This window comes from Novosphingobium anseongense, assembly GCF_037482895.1.
Classification (GTDB): Bacteria; Pseudomonadota; Alphaproteobacteria; order Sphingomonadales; family Sphingomonadaceae; genus Novosphingobium; species Novosphingobium anseongense.
On sequence record NZ_JBBHJZ010000008.1, the window covers coordinates 1 to 18,637 of the forward strand.

The window sequence follows — 18,637 nt, forward strand, 5'->3', positions numbered from 1 at the left end:
AGTCGTTAAATTGCGATTAGCCGAGTCAGACGTGCGACGCAACGAGTGTTTCAGAGCACCGTTCCAATCTGAAACACCTGATGTTGCTGTAATGCGCCCTAAAGCAAAGCAAAGAACCCGGCTCGTCTTTCAATGTTAAAATAATTGGTTAAAATAAATAACCTAATACTCTCAGAAAATCGGGCGTTTTATTTAAGGCCACGTTGGGGTCGAGAGGCAACTATACTGTAGGAACGACTAAGAATGGGTCGCGCGATATAGGTCGCAGGGAGACGGAGCACTGTCTTTCGGGCCTTGCCAAGTCGGACTTTGTGCTTGATACCTATCGCGCGGACGGTGCAAAGAAGCGCCGGAGCCGTTTTCATAGGCGCGCGCAGTCCGCAAAGAACTGCGCCGCGACGCCCGCTGGTATGCGCGTCGCGCTTGGTGGCAACCGCCATGAAAATCGTCCGAAACAACTGTAATTCGCGAGAAATCGGCCGAACCCGGTCGGCCAATCGGACGGTGCTATGCCTTATAAATTGGTGAACGCCGCGCGAATCTACACAATAGCGCTTTGGCACGAGGGCGCGATTACTCGAGTGCGGAATGGCCCGTGAGCGCGATTACGCGGGTCTTCGCCGATCAGGCCCATTCGCCCGAGTCGCATTCTCCCCCGGAACGCAAGCTGGCAGAACTACCTAATCCCGAATAACCTTTTACCGACCTTCAGGCCGCGTCGAGCGCACCGCGATCGATCGCGATCTGCAGGCCCTGGCTCGGCGATCCGGCCGCGTGCCGGCCGGCAAGATAGCCGTGAGTCATGCCGCGCGCGTTCGAGACGCCGCTCTGCATCGTCGCGCCGGTATCCATGCGCGCCACCGAATTGCCCGCGACGTAGAGCCCGGGAATCGGCTGGTCGTCCCAGCCGATCGCGCGGCAGTGGTGATCGGCGAGCAGCCCCGCTGCGGCAATGGCGCTGCCGCCGAAGCGGTGGAGCGGCACCGCGTAGAACGGCCCTTTCTCCAGGGTGCCGAAATTGGGATGCGGCTTGTTGTAGGGATCGCCGCACATCCAGGCGCTCCAGACATGGGTGCCGCGACCGAAATCGGGATCCTCGCCCTTCTCCGCGTAGTGATTGAACCGCGCGACCGTCGCGGCGAGACCCTCGGCGTCGATGCCGGTCTTGGCCGCGAGTTCGGCCAGTGTATCGGCCTTGATCGCCATGCCCTCGGGAATCTCCTGCCCCGGCATGACGCTGGCGAACGGATATTTCTCGCGCTGCTGGCTGTCGAGCACCGCCCAGCACGGCATGTTGGGATGGGTCTGGGTGCCGCCGTGGATCGTATCGACCGCATAGAGGATGTCGCGATAGAACGCCTCGTTGCCGAAGCGCTTGCCCGCGCGGTTGACGACGATGACGTGCGGCAACCCGATCGGCTGCAGCGCGGAACGCCAGAGCGGCTTGCCCTCCTCGTCTTCCTCGCCGACGACGTGGAAGCCGAGCGCGGTGATGTCTGGCACGCGCGCGACCCGGCCGCCGAACGGCCCGGCCATGCGGAAATGCGCGCCGTCGACGGTCGAGAAGACCATCGATTCAAGATCGAGCGACGAACCCACGGTCTTGTTGAAGGCCTGGTTGCGCTCATAGGAGCTGACCGCGATCACCACGCCCTTGTTGGCCTTGACGTATATGTTCTTGCCATCCTCGATCGCATGGACGCCGACGACCCGCTCGCCGTCGCCGATCAGGCCGACGACGTTGATCCCGGTTCTCATCGGAATGTCGCGGTCGAGCACGCCCTTGACGAAATAGGCGACGAGGCCGGCGCCGAGGCAGCGGACGTCCTGGGTCAGCCGCTCGGCCATCAGCTCGTAGTCCCACTTCATCATGTTGGCCGCTCCGCCGCGCGAGAACATGTCGTGATGAGTCATCGCATAGGGCACCAGCGGCGAAATCCGCGTCCTGGGCTGCCATTCGCCGAGGCTCGCCGCCTCGAAGGGCAGGCATTCGAGCAGGCGGCCTTCGCGGACAGCATCGTTCGACGTGCCGTAGTAGTAGTCGGGACAGCCGCGGATCGCTTCCATCCTGAGGCCGATCGTGTCCTCAAAATATTTGAGCGCGACCGGCGCGTTGGTGACCAGGTTGAGCATGGCCACGTCGTCGCCGTACCCCATCGCCAGGCGCTTGAGGTAGCGGAAGCCGCTGTCCGCTGAATCCTCGACGCCTAGCGCCTCCTCGTGATGGTTCCCCGCGATCCAGACCTCACCCAGCGACAGCGCGGTGACGCCGCCGACCTTGTCCGCGCGCTCAACCACTATAGCGCTGCTGCCATGGTCATGTGCGGTGATCGCGGCGGAAAGACCGCCGATGCCCGAGCCGATCGCGACGACGTCGGCCTCGAGGTCCCACTGCGCCGGTAGGTTGCTGATCATCGCCGCTCTCCCAACGTCCGGTTATGATACCGTGACGACTATTTGTTGCTAGAGCCTGTGGCTCCGGCCCGTCAAGCCCGTCACCATTCGGCGCGGCCCGCCAGCAAGGTGCGAACGGCACTGGCGACCCAGCGCTGGCGATCGCGCGCCGTGACATGGCGGTTGGTCAACAGCACGTCGACATACCAGCCGCGCAGCATGAAGATGAAAGCTGCGGCCACCACCTGAGGATCGCGGCAGGCTATACCTTCGGCATCGGCGCAGGTGCGAATGAAGGTCGAAACGTCTTCGATGCCGAGTTGCGTCCGCTCGGCCGCGGCCTGGCCCAGCTCGGGAAAGCGGCCCGATTCGCTGTAGATCAGCCGATTGACGTGAAGCAGGTCGCCCTCGAGGCTGATCTCGAGCGTGCGATTGCCATAGGCTTCGAGCCCCGAGGCGAGATCGAGCCGCCCTTTGGGCGAACGTAGCGCCGTCACGGCCGAGAACCGCTCGATCTGCCGCCGGCAAATCGCCGCAAACAGATCGGCCTTCGACGGATAGCGCGTGTAGAGCGTGGTCTTCGAAATGCCGGCGATCTTGACGATCCGTGTCAGCGAGGTGCCGCCATAGCCTTCGGCGAGGAACTCGCGCAGCGCCACGTCGAGCAGAAGGGCATCGATCTGGGCCACGTCGTCGAGCTTGGGGCGTCCGCGAGGTCGCCGCGGCACCTCGAGGGCATCGTCTTGGACAAGCAGCTTCATGGTGCCCAGCATATCAGCAGTTCGCCGCTTGCCCAGCTAGCAATGGTAGGAGCCCTTCCATTCACGGGACGGCTGGGCCGGGGATCGTGGGGCCGATGGCGCCTGACGGCTACTTGTACATGCCCTCGCGCAGGTTGATGCCGTGCTCGATCCAGACCTTGAGCGCGGCCAGCATCTGCGACCAGCCCATGCAATTGCCGTAGGACGAACCCAGCGCCGCCTCGTTCTGGCGCCAGCCTTCCTCAGTGATCGAAACCAAGGTGCGCGTGTCGTCGTCGAGCGGGGTGAATTCCATCGTCACCGTGGTCTGGTAGCCGGGCTGTGCCTCGCCTTCGTTGGCCTCCCACTTCAGCACGATCTTCCGGTCGGAAACGACCTCGATCACCTCGACGGGAAAGCGGCCGGGAAAGTCGTGGAAGTCCCAGGTCACCGTGCTGCCCGTTTCGAGCCGACCCTCGGCCCCGCCCGTGGTGAAATAGCCCGATAGCTGGGCGGGATCGACCACGGCCTCGAACACGTCGTGGCTGGGGCGCGACACATGCGCGAAGACCTTGAACTTGAGCTCCATGGCGAAGGCCCTTCCTTGCGATTCCATCCAATATGTTATATATTAATAACATGTCCCCGTCCGAACGCCAAGACGCGGTGTTCCGCGCGCTCGCCTCGCCCCTGCGCCGCGCCTTGCTCGATCATCTGCGCGACACGCCGCAGACCACGGGCGCACTCTGCACGCTGTTTCCCGAACTCGACCGCTGCTCTGTCATGCAGCATCTGAAAGTGCTGGAAGCCGCCGATCTCGTCATCGCCGAAAGACGCGGGCGCGAGCGTTGGAACCACCTGAACCCGCTGCCGATCCACGATATCCACGAGCGCTGGATCGGTCCGCACGCAGCGCGCGCGGTCGAGAAGCTGGCGGGATTGAAGCGCGCGCTGGAAAAGCCCGCGAAGATAAAGACCGAAAGCGCTTAGCCGAACAGCCAGTGACCGAGCAGGCGGTCGAACGGGAAGGTGAAGACCCCGGCGACCAGCAGCGCGCCGATCACCAGGCCGCGCACGACGCGGCGGTGGCGGGCGACGCGGTGTCCGCGCGCCGCGCGCCAGGAGATCGGCACCATGATCACCACGAAGATCGACAGCAGGTGGATCGGGCTGAAGTGGCCGTTGCGGGTGATCCCGAACGACGAGACCGCCGCGCAGAACATGGCCAGGAACCAGATCGTCCCGAGCGTGCGGTGCAGCCCGTCGCCGCGCGGGCGGAGCAGCATCAGCGGGGTCAGCGCCAGGGCGACGAGGATCAGGCCAAGATGGCCCCAGACCAGCGCCGGAACCTGACCCCAGTCGCCCTGCCCGCGCACGAGCGCGGTCAGCACGGTCGCGAGCAGGGCCAGCGACAGGAAGGCCAGAGCCTTTTCGAGACGGTCGGGAGCGGTGCTGCCCTGGGCGGGCGAGACGGGGGTCGCGGTGGTAGCCATGCGGGCCGCAGCTCTAGGATGCGGCTGGCATCGAGGCAAGCCGGCCTAGTCGCTCAGCCGGCGCTCCAGCGCGGCGAGATCGGCCTGGGTGTTGATGTTCGCCGGATCGGCAACACCAGTCACCGCGCGCGCACCGATCGCCGCGGTCAGCCGCTTCAGCGAATGCGAGCCCTCCGCATGGAGGATATCCTCGACCGTGCCGACGATGGTGGAGGGCCAGAGCCCGATGATCGGCTGCGCGGCGACGAAGGCCGGTGCGGGCGTGAGCAGTTCGAGCAGATTCTCGGGCAGGTCGAGCGAATCGACGCCGCAGGTCAGCAGGAATTCGTAGCCTTCGTCGCGCGCGTGGTGGAGCGCCGCGGCGATGCCGCCGAGCGGTCCCATGCCGGCGCGCGGCCAGTCGGGCAGGGTCGGCGCCGGCGCGGTCTCGCGACCGACGACGATGACGTGCTCGCACCAGCCCGACAGCGTGTCGACGGCATGGGCCAGCAGCGTGTGGCCACGAAATTCGGCGAGCGCCTTGTCACTCCCGAAGCGCGAGGATTGGCCACCCGCCAGAACGGCTCCCAGGATCATGCCAACTCCTCCCAAACGCATGGTTTTCGAACAGATAGTGCGGCCTGATGTTCCCGCACGCAAGCTCAGCCGCGATGCAGGTGCCCCGCATGCCAGGCGACGTGCTCGGCCATGAAGCTGGAGATGAAATAGTACGAATGATCGTAGCCGGGCTGCATGCGGATCGCCGCCTCGATCCCCGCCTTGGCACAGGCCCCGACCAGCAGCTGCGTCTTCAGCTGTTCGGCGAGGAAGCCGTCGGCCTCGCCCTGGTCGACCAGCAGGTTGGGCAGGCGCGCGCCGTCGGCGATCAGTGCGCAGGCATCGTACTCGCGCCAGGCCGCGCGATCGGGACCGAGATAGCCGCCGAGCGCCTTGTCGCCCCAGGGGCAGTTGAGCGGACTGACGATCGGCGCGAAGGCGCTGACCGAACGGAACCGCCCGGGATTGCGCAAGGCGATCGTCAGCGCGCCGTGGCCGCCCATCGAATGGCCGGTGATCCCCTGCCGCGCCATGTCGGCGGGGAATATGGTCGCGATGAGTTCGGGCAGTTCGCTCTCGACATAGGAGCGCATGCGGTAGTTACGGGCCCAAGGCTCCTGCGTGGCGTCGACGTAGAAGCCGGCGCCGAGGCCGAAGTCATAGGCCTTGTCGGCATCGTCCGGCACATCGTCGCCGCGCGGGCTGGTGTCGGGCGCCACGAGGATCACCCCGGCTTCGGCGCAGGCCGCGCGGAACTCGCCCTTCTCGGTGACATTGGCGTGGGTGCAGGTCAGGCCCGAGAGGTACCACAGCACGGGCAGCTTCGTTCCCTCCGGACGGTCGGGAACGAAGACCGAGAAGGTCATCTCGGTCCCGGTCGCGGCCGAAGGGTGGCCATAGACACCCTGGGTGCCGCCGTGGCTTTTCGTCTCTGATACGACTTGGACCGGGACCTGCTCCATCAGAACACCACCACCGAGCGGATCGATTCGCCCGCATGCATCAGGTCGAAGCCCTTGTTGATCTCCTCGAGCGTGAGCACGTGGGTGATCATCGGGTCGATCTCGATCTTGCCGTTCATGTACCAGTCGACGATCTTGGGCACGTCGGTGCGGCCCTTGGCGCCGCCGAAGGCCGAGCCCTGCCAGACGCGGCCGGTGACGAGCTGGAACGGGCGGGTGGAGATCTCCTTGCCCGCCTCGGCCACGCCGATCACGGTCGAGACGCCCCAGCCGCGGTGGCAGGCCTCGAGCGCCTGGCGCATGACTTCGGTGTTGCCCGTGCAGTCGAAGGTATAGTCGGCTCCGCCGTCGGTCAGCGCGACGAGATCGGCGACCACTTCGGCGGTACTCTTGCCCGTCGGATTGTAGAAGTGGGTCATGCCGAAGCGGCGGCCCCATTCCTCCCGCGCCGGATTGATGTCGACGCCGATGATCTTGTCGGCGCCGACCATGCGCGCGCCCTGCAGGACGTTGAGGCCGATGCCGCCGAGGCCGAAGACCACGACATTGGCGCCCGGCTCGACCTTGGCGGTCTTGACCACGGCGCCGACGCCGGTGGTGACGCCGCAGCCGATGTAGCACGACTTGTCGAACGGCGCGTCCTCGCGGATCTTGGCGACCGCGATCTCGGGCAGGACGGTGAAGTTCGAGAAGGTGCTGCAGCCCATATAGTGGAAGATCGTCTGGCCCTTGTACGAGAACCGCGAGGTGCCGTCGGGCATCAGCCCCTGGCCCTGGGTCGCGCGGATCGCGGTGCAGAGGTTGGTCTTGCCCGAGAGGCACGACTTACACTGGCGGCACTCGGGGGTGTAGAGCGGGATGACGTGGTCGCCGGGCTTGACCGAGGTCACCCCCGGCCCGACCTCGCGCACGATCCTCGCGCCTTCGTGGCCGAGCACCGAGGGGAAGATGCCCTCGGAATCGAAGCCGTCGAGCGTATAGGCGTCGGTGTGGCAGATGCCCGTCGTCATGATCTCGACCAGGACCTCGCCGGGCTTGGGACCTTCGAGGTCGAGCTCGACGATCTCGAGCGGGGTCTTCGGCGCGAAAGCGACGGCGGCGCGGGTCTTCATGGGGATCTCCTGAAAGCGGTCGCCCCGCTATAGCCCGCGGCCCGCACCCCTGAGCAATAGGCAATCTTGCCAAGTCATAAGCGATAGGCTCCTTTCACGCGATGAAAGCTCTCCGCGATCCCCAGAACCTGCTGTCCGAAGGGCTCGCCGCGATCCGCGCGCAGTTCCGCGTGCCCGACGACCTCCCGCCCCAGGTGCGCGCCGCCGCCGAGACCGCTGCGGCACGGACGCCGAGCCAGCACGCGGACTGGACCGATCGCGCCTTCGTCACGCTCGACCCCGCGACATCGACCGACCTCGACCAGGCCTTCACGATCGAGCGTGCGGGTGAAGACCTGCTGCTCCATTATGCGATCGCCGACGTCGCCTGGTTCGTCGCCGACGGCGATCCGCTCGACGTCGAGGCATGGAAGCGCGGCACCACGACCTACCTGCCCGACGGCAAGGCCAACCTCTATCCACCCGCGCTCAGCGAAAAGGCCGCGAGCCTGCTCCCGGGCGGCCCGCGCCCCGCCGTGGTGCTGACCACGCGCGTCGCCCCCGACGGTTCGGTCAAGCTCGAAGGCGTGGTCCGCGCCAGGATCGAGAGCCGTGCCAAGCTCGCCTACGAGACGGTGCGCGACGACGAGCTGCCCGCGGGCTTCGCCGAACTCGCCGCGCGGATCGCCGCGGCCGAGGAGCGTCGCGGCGCCGGCCGCGTCGATCCGCCCGAGCAGGAAGTCACGCGCGACGCCGGCGGCCATTTCACCCTGCGCCTGCGCCCGCAGCTTCCGGCCGAGGAGCGCAACGCCGCGCTGTCGCTGGCGACCAACCTCGCCGTCGCCGACGCGCTGCTCACCGCGCATACCGGCCTGTTCCGCGTCATGCCCGAGCCCGATGTCGGCGCGGAAACCCGGCTGCGCCGCACCGCGCTCGCCTTCCATCTCGACTGGCCCGAGGCGCTGTCGCTCACCGAATTCGAGAAGACGCTGCGCGCCGCCGTCCCGGCCGAGGCCGCCTTCATGCTGGCGATCCGCCGCGCGGGCCGCGGTGCGTCCTACGTGCCGTTCCGCGAGGGTGAGACGCCGTGGCACGCCGCCATGGCCGCAACCTATGCGCACTGCACCGCGCCGCTGCGCCGCCTGGCCGACCGCTACGTGCTCCAGGCCGTGCTCGCGGTGGCCAACGGCCAGCCCGTGCCCGAGGAAGTCCAGGCCGCCTTCGAGCGCCTGCCGGCGGCCATGGCCAAGGCCGAGAGTCGCGACGGCCAGATCGAACGCGCGGTGATCGACCTCGCCGAAGTCGCCCTCCTCGCGAACCACGAGGGCGAGCAGTTCCGCGCCGTCGTCACCGACCTGGCCGAGAGCGGCGCGCGGATCCAGCTGACCGACCTGCCGATCGTCGCGCGCGTCGCCGCTCCCGGCGTGATCCCCGGCGAGACGATCCGCGTCCGCCTGCGCGCCGCCGACCCGCTGCGCCGCCACCTCGACTTCGAGCGCGTGGCCTGATCCGTCCGAATCCCATTGCGCTGACAACCAGAGGTTGTTAGGTGCGCTCTCCCGCGATCGAGGCCCGATGGCGGAGTGGTGACGTAGCGGACTGCAAATCCGCGCACGCCGGTTCGATTCCGGCTCGGGCCTCCACATTCCGCAAATCGCGCAATAGCCACCCGCAAGGGTGCAGCTCCACTCCCGGCAAAGTTTGAACAACCCTTTGCCCGCCCCCGCTGGACGCCCCGCCCCGCGTTTCGCTACCGGCCTCGCATGGGTATCATCGCGACCATCATGAACACGGCCACGGGCCGTCCGATCCAGAAGATGAGCTTCGGGCGCATGCCCAAGCCGTGGATTTCCTTCAATCTCGAGACCGGCGAACTGGTCACGGCCGAGCGAATCGACGTGGGCAAGCCCGCGCCGGGCAAGTTCGTCGCGCCGGTCGACATCTGGGTCACGCTCAAGCCCAAGGACTAAACCTCGAAGTGGACACGCCCGATCTCGCCATCCGCATGCGCCGCGCCGCGTTCAACCGCGCGCTGGCCGATGCCGATCTCGCGGCGATCGGGCCGCTGCTCGCGCGCGACGTCGTGCTCGTCGCGGGGACCGACAGCGCGGTGATTTCGGGGCGGCAGGCGCAGCTCAAGTCGTGGAAGCACGAATTCGCCGCGCCCGACCGCACGATCTACACGCGCACGCCCGAGCGGATCGAGGCCTCGGCGGTCGCGCCGCTCGCCTTCGAGCATGGGCAATGGCGCGGCGTCAGCCTCTCCGGGCGCGAACTCGCGTCGGGCAGCTACAGCGCCAAGTGGCGCCGGCTCGACGCCGACTGGGTGCTCGAGGCCGAGATCTTCCTAACGCTCGCCTGAAACGGCGAAGGCTGCCCGCTCAATCCTCGAGTTCGCGCATGCGCAGCCGTGCCAGGGCGGCGGGGGCCGAGGCCGGGTCGCTGCGCGCCTGTTCGGCGAGACTCCGGCGGCGGCCTTCCCGGCGGCGCAGCTCGCGCCGATCCTCGACGTCGAGCGTGAACCATGCCGCCCACGACTGCCGCACGGGCGAGGCCAGGCGGCTCGCGGCGACGATCATGTCTTCGGCGACGGCCTGGAGATCGACCCGGCCGTGGATCACCACGTCGGTCATGCCCGCGGCGGCATCGACCAGCCCGCGCGACTGGCGCCGCGCGATCGAGGCCGCGAGCGTGCGGGCCATACGGTCTGATCGCATGTTCGGGAGTCAGCGCCAGGTGCTGAGCAGGCCGAGGCCGATGGCCAGGGCCAGAACCGCGAGCGGGGGCAGCCATTTCCACTGCCACCAGCGCCGGCCACCACCACGCGGATCGCGCGGTGGCCGCGGCCCCCCGGTCTGAGCGCCGGTCTGGCCACGGAACTGGCCGCGATTCTTCGGCGGACGCTTGAACTTGTGCACGGTACCCATGGCGGGGCTTATCGTTCGCCGCCCGGCATCCGGCAAGGCCAGTCGCGCGCGGATCAGGTCAGAATTCGCTCCAGTCCTCGCTGATCGCGGTATTGCCCGCCGCCGCGCGCGGACGCGACGGCATAGGCTGGCGGATGAGCGCAAAGTTCGACTTCGTGGACTGGCTGGCCGGGGCCGCGGTGACCTGGCGCGCGCCGCCCGAAAGCGTGAAGCGGGCGACCAGGCTCGACAGCTCGCCCGCCTCGCTCGCGAGGCTGCGCGAAGCGGCGCTCGACTGCTCGACCATGGCGGCGTTGTGCTGGGTCATCTGGTCCATGTCGCGGACCGCGGCGTTGACCTGCGCGAGATTGACCGCCTGGGTCTGCGCGAGGCCGGCGATCGTCGTCGCGAGCTTGTCGACATCGCCGACGCGCGCGGCGATTGCCTCGAAGGCCGTGCCCGACTTGTCGACGAGCTGCGCGCCGAGGCTGACCTGTTCGACGCTGGTGTTGATCAGCGCCTTGATCGAATTGGCGGCATCGGCCGAGCGCTGCGCGAGCAGACGGACCTCGTTGGCGACGACCGCGAAGCCCTTGCCCGCCTCGCCCGCACGCGCGGCTTCGACACCGGCGTTGAGCGCGAGCAGGTTGGTCTGGAAGGCGATGCCGTCGATGACGTCGATGATCGTCGATATCTCGGCCGAGCTCTTCTGAATGCGGTCCATGGCCGCGACCGCCTGGCCGACGACCTGGCCGCCGGTGTGCGCTTCGCTGTTGGCTTCGCCCGCGACCTTGGTCATGTTCATCGCGCCGTCGGCCGCTTCGCGCACGCCGACCGTCAGCTTTTCCATGGCCGTCGCGGTTTCCTCGAGCGAGGCCGCCTGGCGTTCGGTGCGCTGGGCCAGGTCTTCGGAGGCCTGGCGGATTTCGCTCGACCCGGTGTTGATCCGCCCGGCGCCGTCGGCGACCGCGGTCAGCGCGCCGTCGATGCCTTCGCGCATCGCCTCGAAATCCCGCTCGATCTGCTTGTAGGCCTCGGGCAGGCCAGTCAGTTTGGCCGAGAAATTGCCATTGGCGACCTCGGCGAGCGCCTGGCCGAGTTGGTCGATCACCGCGAGACGCGATTGTTCCTCGGCTTTGAAATAGGCCGACAGCGCGATGTCCATGTCGACGAGCGCAACCTTGACCAGGGTGGCGACGGTGGCACCGGCGGTGCCGCCAATCAGGCCGCCGCAGATCTGTTTGATCACGCGCTCGAGCACGCTCGCATAGCCACCGATATACCAGGTTGGTTCCAGGCCGATACGCGCGTGGACCATGCCGATCTGTTCGGCATTCGCATGATATTCAGGGCCCATCCGCCCGGCGAACAGGCCGGCCCAGTGGGCGATCTGCTTGCTCTTGGCATGTTCGATCACATGATCGGACGTGAAGAAATGCGCGACTTCAGGCGTCTGCTTGATCTTCTTGTAGAGATCGTCGAGCGCCTTGGTAACGACCTTGTCGATCTGCTTGGCGAGCTTGGGAAATTTACCATAGTCTGCTTCGGAGATGCCGAAGAAGTCGAGTCTGGTAGACGCCGAATTAGCTTGGTTTACGCTGTTCATCACTTGCCACCTTCGCGACCGATTTGACCGGTTTCTACGAAGTCATGGTAAATCCCGGGGTAAGTTAACCCTTGACGTTTCTACTTACGACCAATGTCTAAGCCGGTTCGCGCTAACGCGCCATGGCAGCAAATTCACTCGCGATCCTCGCCGCGTAGGCGAACTGCAACACCGAGCGAACCTTGCCCGCCGCGTCGAATTCCCAGAAGTCGAACAGCATCGTCTCGAAGGATGGACGTCCGGCGATCGACACCATCACCTGCGCGAGAGCGCCGTATTTGCCGCGCCATGGAAACCCGGCGCATCGGTCCTATCTTGAGGGCGGGGCGAAATCGAAGGAGCCAAGATGCGTACCGAGTCCGAAGTCGCCGCCATGTCGTGCCCCGTATGCCGCGTCCCGCTCGCGATGAGCGAGCGTTCGGGGATCGAGATCGACTATTGCCCGCAATGCCGCGGGGTCTGGCTCGACCGCGGCGAACTCGACAAGATCATCGAGCGCAGCGCGCCAGAGCCGCAGGCTGCCGCCCCGGCGGCTGCGCCGCAACCGTCGGCACCGCTGCACCAGTCCGGCGGCAGCGATCCCTGGGCGCCGCGCGGATACGATCACGGCGGTTATGGGCATGGCAGTCACGGGCGAGACGATTACGGGAAGGGCCAGCACAAGCCCTACAAGAAGCGCAAGCACTGGCTGTCGGACCTGTTCGACGATTGATCCGCTAACTGCGACACCAAGCCCGCCGATGGCCGCGCCAGGGCTCGGCCAGGCCTTCGGCCGTGAGCATCGCACCCAGGCTCTCGCCGTCGCGCGTGGCGACGAGCAGGCGGCGGCCATAGGCGTCTTCGACGCGGTCGGCTTGCCGCAGGGTGAAGCCGCCGGCGTTGAGCAGGTCCGCCAGGCGCCGGGCCGCCTGCGCGCCGAGCCGCGCCTCGGCGTGACAGCGCGGTGCGGAGAGTTCGGGCGCGTTGATGTCCGCAAGGCGGATCTTGACCCCGCGATACCAGAGCGTGTCGCCGTCGACGACGCAGGTCACGCGCAGAGCGCCACGGCATGGCGCGAAATGCGCGGCCTCGCGGTCGCCCGAGGCGCCGGCCGGGGAGGCCGGACTGGTCGATGGCGCAGTCCCCACGAGGACCAGAGCGAGCGTTGCGATGGCGGCCTTCATGCCACCACCCTGCACCGCTCGTCGCCGGCCCGCGGCTAGTATTTCCCTCCGAAACGGCGCGATAAGCCGCGCGTTTCCGCGAAGAACCCTAGACGAACAGGCTCTCGGGATTGGGCATCGGCTTGCGCTTCTGCGCGTTTACCAGCGACAGCACGCAGCGCACCAGGACCAGAACGCCAACCGCCAGCAACAGCAGGAAGCCGATCGCAACGATCATCAGCACGACGCTGATCACGCTGCCGATCAGGCCGATCCAGAAGGTGCGGATCAGGTATTGGTAGTGCGAGGCCTCCCAGGCCTCGTGCGCCTCACCCTTCCAGACATAGGCGAGCACGATGCCGACGATGGCGGTCACCCCGACCACCACCGAGGCGAGATAGAGCAGGCTGATGATCGTCGGATGATTGAATTCGAAACCGCCGGTCACCGTAGGATCGGAGGCCGGAGCCGCTGGCCCCTGACCGAGGTCGGCCCGCGGGGCGGGCTGGGCGGAAGGATCGTTATCGCTCATGCGCCGGTCTCCTTTGAAGGGGACCAGTCTAACCGCGACGAACCGCGGTGTCACGCAGGACGGAAAGAGCGGTTCAGGCGGCGGTGATGACCGGCTCCGAGCGGCAGAGCCGGATCAGCGCCTCGAGCCCGGCGTTGTGCAGCGGGCGGGCGAAGCGCAGGCCGACCACGCCTTCGCGCAGCCAGCGCACGTGGCTCTCGATCGGGTCGGCACCGCTGATACGCAGCACGATCGGCTCGTCGAGCGCAAAGCTGTCTGTCTTGGAAGCGTGGCTGATGCGGCAGCCGTCGAGCGAGAGTTCGATCAGCAGGCCGTCGACGCCGCGACGCCCGGACTTGCCGAGCCTTATCTTGCGACAAACCGCGAAACGCTTGTGGGCACGAATAGTAAATACCGTCACGATGCGAGCCTACCCCCCGGAAAAACTCGACAGATCACTGTCATGATGTGTCACACGAAGGTTAACAATGTCCTGATAGTGTCACGCAGGGGGAGTTGGGGTATTTTCGCGACGAGTTTGCGCGGGCCTATCCTTCGAGCGATTCGACCGCCTGCTTGGCTTCGGCAAGCCCGAGCCCGGTGGCGTCGCGCATCAACTTTATCGCATTGATCTTGTTGCCCTGCGCAAGCTCGTCACGGATCTCGGCGAGCCTGTCGGGCGGGAGGTCTGCCGGGAAACGGGTGGCAGCGACGGGCCGCGCCGGAACCCCGAGCCTCGGCGGTGGGCCCGACAGGTCGCGCGCGCCGCGCGCAGCCGAAAGCCGTCCCAGCCAGAACACCAGGGCCGACCAGGCCGCCAGCCCGGCGATCGCCGTCGAGTCGAGGATCACGCTCATGCCCCGGTCTACCACGATCGGCCCGCCCACGAAAAAGCCCCGCCGGATCGCTCCGGCGGGGCCTGTTCTTGTAGCGAGGCGAAAGGCTTATTCGGCCTCGTCGCCCTTCAGCAGGTAGTCGCCGGCATCGGCGTCGGTGCCGTGGGTCTCGCCTTCCATGCTCGCCAGCGGATCGTCGCCGATCGCCGCTTCGGGGCCCTGGGCGAGCTCGGCCGCATGCTCTTCAGCCGCGGTTGCGGGCGCGATCAGGTGCTCCTGCAGCTTGCGATACTGCGCGCGCAGCGCGGCATCGCGGCTCGAGGCGGCGACACGCAGACGGTTCATGCCCGCGCCGGTACCGGCGGGGATGAGACGGCCGACGATCACGTTCTCCTTGAGGCCGATCAGCGAGTCCTTCTTGCCTTCGACCGCCGCCTGCGTGAGCACGCGGGTGGTTTCCTGGAACGACGCGGCCGAGATGAACGAGCGCGTCTGCAGCGAGGCCTTGGTGATGCCGAGCAGCACCGGCTTGCCTTCGGCCGGGCGGAGGCCCGTCTCGAGCTTGCCGTTGTATTCGAGCATTTCCTCGTAATCGACCTGCTCGCCCGGCAGCAGCGTGGTGTCGCCGCCGTCGGTGATCTCGACCTTCTGCAGCATCTGGCGAACGATCACCTCGATGTGCTTGTCGTTGATCTTAACGCCCTGCAAGCGATAGACTTCCTGGATTTCCGCAACCAGGTATTCGGCCAGCGCTTCGACGCCGAGCACTTCCAGGATGTCGTGCGGATCGGGCGAGCCCGAGATCAGGTTGTCGCCCTTCTTGACCCAGTCACCTTCCTGAACGTCGATCACCTTCGACTTGGGGATCAGGTATTCCACCGGATCGCCTTCCTCGGGGATGATCGCGATCTTGCGCTTCGCCTTGTAGTCACGGACGAATTCGATCCGACCCGAGATCTTGGCGATGATCGCGTTGTCCTTCGGCTTGCGCGCCTCGAACAGCTCGGCAACGCGCGGCAGACCGCCGGTGATGTCGCGCGTCTTGGCGGCTTCGCGCGAGGCACGGGCGAGCACGTCGCCGGCCTCGACCATCTGACCGTCTTCGACCGACAGCGTCGTGTTCGGCGCCATCATGTAGCGCGCGGCTTCGCCCGAGGCCTCGTCGAGCAGGGTGATCCGGGGACGCAGGTCCTCCTTCTTACCCCGACCGGCGGCGCGGTTCTCGGTGACGACGCGGCTGGTCATGCCGGTGGCTTCGTCGGTCTGCTCGGTCAGCGTGCGGCCATCGATCAGGTCCTGGTACTTCACGATACCCGGCTTCTCGGTGATGACCGGGGTGGTGAACGGATCCCACTCGGCCAGACGCTCGCCTTCCTTCACCGTCGCACCGTCGGTGTGCAGCAGGTGGGTACCGTAAGGCACCTTGTGGATCGCGCGCTCGCGGCCCTCGGTGTCGAACACCACGATCTCACCGTTACGGGCAAGGCTGAGGCGACGGTTGCGCTTGTCGACGATCGTCGGGATGTCGCGGTACTGAACCGTGCCGTCCGCGATCGATTCCAAGTGCGAGGTCTCGTTGACCTGCGCCGCGCCACCGATGTGGAACGTACGCATGGTCAGCTGGGTACCCGGCTCACCGATCGACTGGGCGGCGATGACGCCCACGGCCTCACCGATGTTGACCGGCGTACCGCGCGCGAGATCGCGGCCGTAGCACTTGCCGCAGACACCCTGCGTCGCTTCGCAGATCAGCGGCGAACGAATGCGCGCGGCCTGGAGGCCGGTCGCTTCGATCTTCGCCGTGGTCGGCTCGTCGAGCAGCGTGCCGTTGGGCACGATCACGTTGCCTTCCTTGTCGACGATATCCTCGGCCAGAGTACGGCCCAGGATACGCTCGCCGAGCGAGGCGATGGTCGAACCGCCTTGGACGATCGAACGCATCTCGAGCGCGCGCTCGGTGCCGCAGTCGTCGATCACGACGACGCAGTCCTGCGACACGTCGACCAGACGACGGGTCAGGTAACCCGAGTTCGCCGTCTTGAGCGCGGTATCGGCCAGACCCTTACGGGCACCGTGGGTCGAGTTGAAGTATTCAAGGACGGTCAGGCCTTCCTTGAAGTTCGAGATGATCGGCGTCTCGATGATCTCGCCCGACGGCTTGGCCATGAGGCCGCGCATACCGGCGAGCTGCTTCATCTGGGTCGGCGAACCACGAGCGCCCGAGTGCGACATCATGTAGATCGAGTTGATCGGTGCCATGCGGCCCGTTTCCGGGTCGATCGGCATCGCCTTGATCTCTTCCATCATGGCGTTCGCGACCTGGTCGCCGCAACGGCTCCAGGCGTCGATCACCTTGTTGTACTTTTCCTGCTGGGTGATCAGACCGTCCTGGTACTGCTGCTCGTAGTCAGCCACCAGCGCCTTGGTCTCGTCGACCAGCGCATCCTTGGTGTCCGGGATGATCATGTCGTCCTTGCCGAACGAGATGCCCGCCTTGAAGGCGTTGCGGAAGCCCAAGGTCATGATCGCGTCGGCGAACAGCACCGTGTCCTTCTGACCGGTGTGACGATAGACCTCGTCGATCACGTCGCCCACGTCCTTCTTGGTGAGGAGGCGGTTGACGATCTCGAAGGGCACCTTGTGGCTGCGCGGCAGGCACTCGCCGATCAGCATGCGGCCCGGCGTGGTCTCGAAGCGCTTCAGGTATTCCTTGCCGCTCTCGTCGGTCTGCGGAACGCGCGCGATGATCTTCGAGTGCAGGGTCACGGCCTTGACCTCGAGCGCCTGGTGCACCTCGGCCATGTCGGCCAGCAGCATGCCCTCGCCCGGCTCGCCGGCGCGGTCCATCGACAGGTAGTAGAGACCCAGGACCATGTCCTGCGACGGCACGATGATCGGCTTGCCGTTCGCAGGGCTCAGGATGTTGTTGGTCGACATCATGAGCACGCGCGCTTCGAGCTGGGCTTCCAGCGAGAGCGGCACGTGGACGGCCATCTGGTCACCGTCGAAGTCGGCGTTGAAGGCCGAGCAGACGAGCGGGTGCAGCTGGATCGCCTTGCCTTCGATCAGCACGGGCTCGAACGCCTGGATGCCCAGACGGTGCAGCGTCGGCGCGCGGTTGAGCATGACCGGGTGCTCGCGGATCACCTCGTCCAGGATGTCCCAGACTTCCTTGCGTTCCTTCTCGACCCACTTCTTCGCCTGCTTGAGGGTCATCGACAGACCCTTGGCATCGAGACGTGCGTAGATGAACGGCTTGAACAGCTCGAGCGCCATCTTCTTGGGCAGGCCGCACTGGTGCAGCTTGAGCTCCGGACCGGTCACGATGACCGAACGGCCCGAATAGTCGACGCGCTTGCCGAGCAGGTTCTGACGGAAGCGGCCCTGCTTGCCCTTGAGCATGTCGGACAGCGACTTCAGCGGACGCTTGTTGGCGCCCGTGATCACGCGGCCACGGCGGCCGTTGTCGAACAGGGCGTCGACGGCTTCCTGCAGCATGCGCTTTTCGTTGCGGACGATGATGTCCGGCGCGCGCAGCTCGATCAGGCGCTTCAGGCGGTTGTTGCGGTTGATCACGCGGCGATAGAGATCATTGAGATCCGACGTCGCGAAGCGGCCGCCGTCGAGCGGCACCAGCGGGCGCAGTTCGGGCGGAATGACCGGCACGACCTCGAGGATCATCCACTCGGGGCGGTTGCCCGAATCGATGAAGCTCTCGACGACCTTGAGGCGCTTGATGATCTTCTTCGGCTTGAGCTCGGACTTGGTCGTCGCCAGCTCTTCGAGCAGATCGACCTTCTCCTGCTCGAGGTCGAGATTCATCAGCATGTTCTTGACCGCCGCCGCGCCGATGTCGGCGGAGAAGCTGTCTTCACCATACTCGTCCTGCGCGTCGAGCAGTTCGTCCTCGGTGAGGAGCTGGTACTTCTCGAGCGCGGTCAGGCCCGGCTCGATGACGACGTAGGACTCGAAGTAGAGGATGCGCTCGAGCTGCTTGAGCTGCATGTCGAGCAGCAGGCCAATGCGCGAGGGCAGCGACTTGAGGAACCAGATGTGCGCGACCGGCGCGGCCAGCTCGATGTGGCCCATGCGCTCGCGACGCACCTTGGTGACGGTGACTTCGACGCCGCACTTCTCGCAGACGACGCCCTTGTACTTCATTCGCTTGTACTTGCCGCACAGGCATTCGTAGTCCTTCACCGGACCGAAGATGCGCGCGCAGAACAGGCCGTCGCGCTCGGGCTTGAACGTGCGGTAGTTGATGGTTTCCGGCTTCTTGATCTCGCCGAAGGACCAGGAGCGGATGCGCTCGGGGCTGGCGAGACCGATCTGGATCTGATCGAAAGTCTCGGGCTTGGCCATCTGGTTGGTGAATTTGGTCAGGTCGTTCATGGTTTCAGTCCCTTTGGAGGGTCAATC

General features: G+C 66.2%; 21 protein-coding genes and 1 tRNA gene. 6 read left to right on the forward strand and 16 right to left on the reverse strand.

Annotation, left to right across the window (positions count from 1 at the left end; genetic code table 11):
- Positions 1-708: 708 nt before the first annotated feature.
- From WG901_RS22320 to WG901_RS22330, 3 genes are all read right to left on the reverse strand, one after another.
- Positions 709-2,415 (reverse strand): FAD-binding protein, encoded by a 1,707-nt coding sequence (locus WG901_RS22320; protein ID WP_339589347.1) that lies wholly within the window; start codon positions 2,413-2,415, stop codon positions 709-711.
- A gap of 80 nt (positions 2,416-2,495) precedes the next feature.
- The gene (locus WG901_RS22325) at positions 2,496-3,155 is read right to left on the reverse strand and encodes a TetR/AcrR family transcriptional regulator (RefSeq protein ID WP_339589348.1); all 660 of its coding nucleotides are present in this window, start codon (positions 3,153-3,155) and stop codon (positions 2,496-2,498) included.
- A 109-nt stretch (positions 3,156-3,264) separates the two neighbouring features.
- Positions 3,265-3,723 (reverse strand): SRPBCC family protein, encoded by a 459-nt coding sequence (locus WG901_RS22330; protein ID WP_339589349.1) that lies wholly within the window; start codon positions 3,721-3,723, stop codon positions 3,265-3,267.
- A 50-nt stretch (positions 3,724-3,773) separates the two neighbouring features.
- Here WG901_RS22330 and WG901_RS22335 point away from each other — a divergent pair, with 50 nt between their 5' ends.
- Positions 3,774-4,124, forward strand: a complete 351-nt coding sequence (locus tag WG901_RS22335) for an ArsR/SmtB family transcription factor (protein ID WP_339589350.1) — start codon at positions 3,774-3,776, stop codon at positions 4,122-4,124.
- Here WG901_RS22335 and WG901_RS22340 read toward each other — a convergent pair.
- The 4 genes from WG901_RS22340 to WG901_RS22355 form a co-directional block, all read right to left on the reverse strand.
- On the reverse strand, positions 4,121-4,627 hold the full coding sequence (locus tag WG901_RS22340) for a DUF2306 domain-containing protein (protein WP_339589351.1): 507 nt from the start codon (positions 4,625-4,627) through the stop codon (positions 4,121-4,123). The genes WG901_RS22335 and WG901_RS22340 overlap by 4 nt on opposite strands.
- Positions 4,628-4,672: 45 nt before the next feature.
- On the reverse strand, positions 4,673-5,203 hold the full coding sequence (gene mobA, locus WG901_RS22345; protein ID WP_339589352.1) for a molybdenum cofactor guanylyltransferase: 531 nt from the start codon (positions 5,201-5,203) through the stop codon (positions 4,673-4,675).
- A gap of 65 nt (positions 5,204-5,268) precedes the next feature.
- On the reverse strand, positions 5,269-6,126 hold the full coding sequence (gene fghA / locus WG901_RS22350; RefSeq protein ID WP_339589353.1) for an S-formylglutathione hydrolase: 858 nt from the start codon (positions 6,124-6,126) through the stop codon (positions 5,269-5,271).
- Positions 6,126-7,238 carry an S-(hydroxymethyl)glutathione dehydrogenase/class III alcohol dehydrogenase gene (locus WG901_RS22355; RefSeq protein ID WP_339589354.1) on the reverse strand — a complete coding sequence of 371 codons (1,113 nt, stop codon included), beginning with the start codon at positions 7,236-7,238 and terminating at the stop codon, positions 6,126-6,128. The genes fghA and WG901_RS22355 overlap by 1 nt, the downstream gene beginning before the upstream one ends.
- A gap of 101 nt (positions 7,239-7,339) precedes the next feature.
- Between WG901_RS22355 and WG901_RS22360 the strand changes: the two genes are divergently transcribed.
- The 4 genes from WG901_RS22360 to WG901_RS22375 all read left to right on the forward strand — a co-directional run bounded on the left by WG901_RS22360 (position 7,340) and on the right by WG901_RS22375 (position 9,579).
- Positions 7,340-8,725, forward strand: a complete 1,386-nt coding sequence (locus WG901_RS22360) for an RNB domain-containing ribonuclease (protein ID WP_339589355.1) — start codon at positions 7,340-7,342, stop codon at positions 8,723-8,725.
- 61 nt (positions 8,726-8,786) lie between these two features.
- Positions 8,787-8,860: transfer RNA gene (locus WG901_RS22365), tRNA-Cys, on the forward strand.
- 120 nt (positions 8,861-8,980) lie between these two features.
- Complete coding sequence (locus tag WG901_RS22370) at positions 8,981-9,187, forward strand: hypothetical protein (protein ID WP_339589356.1); 207 nt, start codon at positions 8,981-8,983, stop codon at positions 9,185-9,187.
- Between the two features lie 35 nt (positions 9,188-9,222).
- The gene (locus tag WG901_RS22375; protein WP_339589444.1) at positions 9,223-9,579 is read left to right on the forward strand and encodes a DUF4440 domain-containing protein; all 357 of its coding nucleotides are present in this window, start codon (positions 9,223-9,225) and stop codon (positions 9,577-9,579) included.
- A gap of 19 nt (positions 9,580-9,598) precedes the next feature.
- Here WG901_RS22375 and WG901_RS22380 read toward each other — a convergent pair whose 3' ends face one another.
- The 4 genes from WG901_RS22380 to WG901_RS22395 form a co-directional block, all read right to left on the reverse strand.
- Positions 9,599-9,934, reverse strand: coding sequence for a hypothetical protein (locus WG901_RS22380; RefSeq protein WP_339589357.1), 336 nt, complete (start codon positions 9,932-9,934; stop codon positions 9,599-9,601).
- Positions 9,935-9,943: 9 nt separating this feature from the next.
- A complete protein-coding gene (locus WG901_RS22385) occupies positions 9,944-10,144 on the reverse strand; it encodes a hypothetical protein (RefSeq protein WP_339589358.1) in 201 nt (66 codons plus the stop codon).
- 58 nt (positions 10,145-10,202) lie between these two features.
- On the reverse strand, positions 10,203-11,729 hold the full coding sequence (locus tag WG901_RS22390; protein ID WP_339589359.1) for a methyl-accepting chemotaxis protein: 1,527 nt from the start codon (positions 11,727-11,729) through the stop codon (positions 10,203-10,205).
- Between the two features lie 112 nt (positions 11,730-11,841).
- Positions 11,842-11,988 (reverse strand): hypothetical protein, encoded by a 147-nt coding sequence (locus WG901_RS22395; RefSeq protein WP_339589360.1) that lies wholly within the window; start codon positions 11,986-11,988, stop codon positions 11,842-11,844.
- 87 nt (positions 11,989-12,075) lie between these two features.
- Here WG901_RS22395 and WG901_RS22400 point away from each other — a divergent pair, with 87 nt between their 5' ends.
- Positions 12,076-12,441 carry a TFIIB-type zinc ribbon-containing protein gene (locus tag WG901_RS22400; protein ID WP_339589361.1) on the forward strand — a complete coding sequence of 122 codons (366 nt, stop codon included), beginning with the start codon at positions 12,076-12,078 and terminating at the stop codon, positions 12,439-12,441.
- A gap of 4 nt (positions 12,442-12,445) precedes the next feature.
- Here the strand turns inward: WG901_RS22400 and WG901_RS22405 are convergent, their stop codons facing one another.
- The 5 genes from WG901_RS22405 to rpoC form a co-directional block, all read right to left on the reverse strand.
- Positions 12,446-12,892, reverse strand: coding sequence for a thermonuclease family protein (locus WG901_RS22405; RefSeq protein ID WP_339589362.1), 447 nt, complete (start codon positions 12,890-12,892; stop codon positions 12,446-12,448).
- A gap of 88 nt (positions 12,893-12,980) precedes the next feature.
- The gene (locus WG901_RS22410) at positions 12,981-13,403 is read right to left on the reverse strand and encodes a DUF4870 family protein (RefSeq protein ID WP_339589363.1); all 423 of its coding nucleotides are present in this window, start codon (positions 13,401-13,403) and stop codon (positions 12,981-12,983) included.
- A 73-nt stretch (positions 13,404-13,476) separates the two neighbouring features.
- Positions 13,477-13,803, reverse strand: a complete 327-nt coding sequence (locus WG901_RS22415) for a PilZ domain-containing protein (protein WP_339589364.1) — start codon at positions 13,801-13,803, stop codon at positions 13,477-13,479.
- 127 nt (positions 13,804-13,930) lie between these two features.
- Positions 13,931-14,239, reverse strand: a complete 309-nt coding sequence (locus WG901_RS22420; RefSeq protein ID WP_339589365.1) for a ribosomal protein L7/L12 — start codon at positions 14,237-14,239, stop codon at positions 13,931-13,933.
- An 87-nt stretch (positions 14,240-14,326) separates the two neighbouring features.
- Positions 14,327-18,610 (reverse strand): DNA-directed RNA polymerase subunit beta', encoded by a 4,284-nt coding sequence (gene rpoC / locus WG901_RS22425; RefSeq protein WP_339589366.1) that lies wholly within the window; start codon positions 18,608-18,610, stop codon positions 14,327-14,329.
- Between the last annotated feature and the right edge of the window lie 27 nt (positions 18,611-18,637).